This window comes from Pseudomonas sp. K5002, assembly GCF_013386655.1.
Classification (GTDB): domain Bacteria; phylum Pseudomonadota; class Gammaproteobacteria; order Pseudomonadales; family Pseudomonadaceae; genus Aquipseudomonas.
In genome coordinates this window covers 1-463 of the sequence record NZ_JACARK010001426.1, presented here as the reverse complement: position 1 = coordinate 463, position 463 = coordinate 1, and the positions used below count along the sequence as shown (strand labels likewise).

General features: G+C 64.6%; 1 pseudogene. It reads left to right on the top strand.

The features are described from left to right. A pseudogene (locus HX846_RS36925) lies at positions 1 to 421 on the top strand (shikimate 5-dehydrogenase); the annotation flags it as partial. Positions 422 to 463 lie beyond the last annotated feature (42 nt).

Genomic DNA, 463 nt, shown 5'->3' with positions numbered 1-463 from the left:
GGCCAAGGCGGTGGCCAGTGCCTTGCGAGATGGCGGCTACGCCAAGGGCGTGATCGTGGCGCGCAATGAAGAAGCGGGCCGGGCGCTGGCCCAGAGCCTGGGGTATGAGTGGCAGGCGCAGTTGGGTGCCTTGCGCCCGCAGATGCTGGTCAACGTGACGCCGATTGGCATGACCGGAGGGGCGGAAGCGGATCAGTTGGCGTTTGAAGCTGACGCGGTTGATGCGGCCGAGACGGTCTTCGATGTGGTGGCGATTCCCTCGGAAACGCCACTGATCCTGCGTGGACGGGCCCAGGGCAAACGAGTGATCACCGGTTTGGAAGTGATCGCCATCCAAGCGTTGGAGCAGTTCGTGCTGTACACCGGCGTGCGGCCGACGGATGAACAGTTTCAGGCGGCGGTGGCATTTGCCCGGAGCTGAGCATCACCGCTGGCGGTGTGGAGAGTGAGCTTGCTGTGGCGA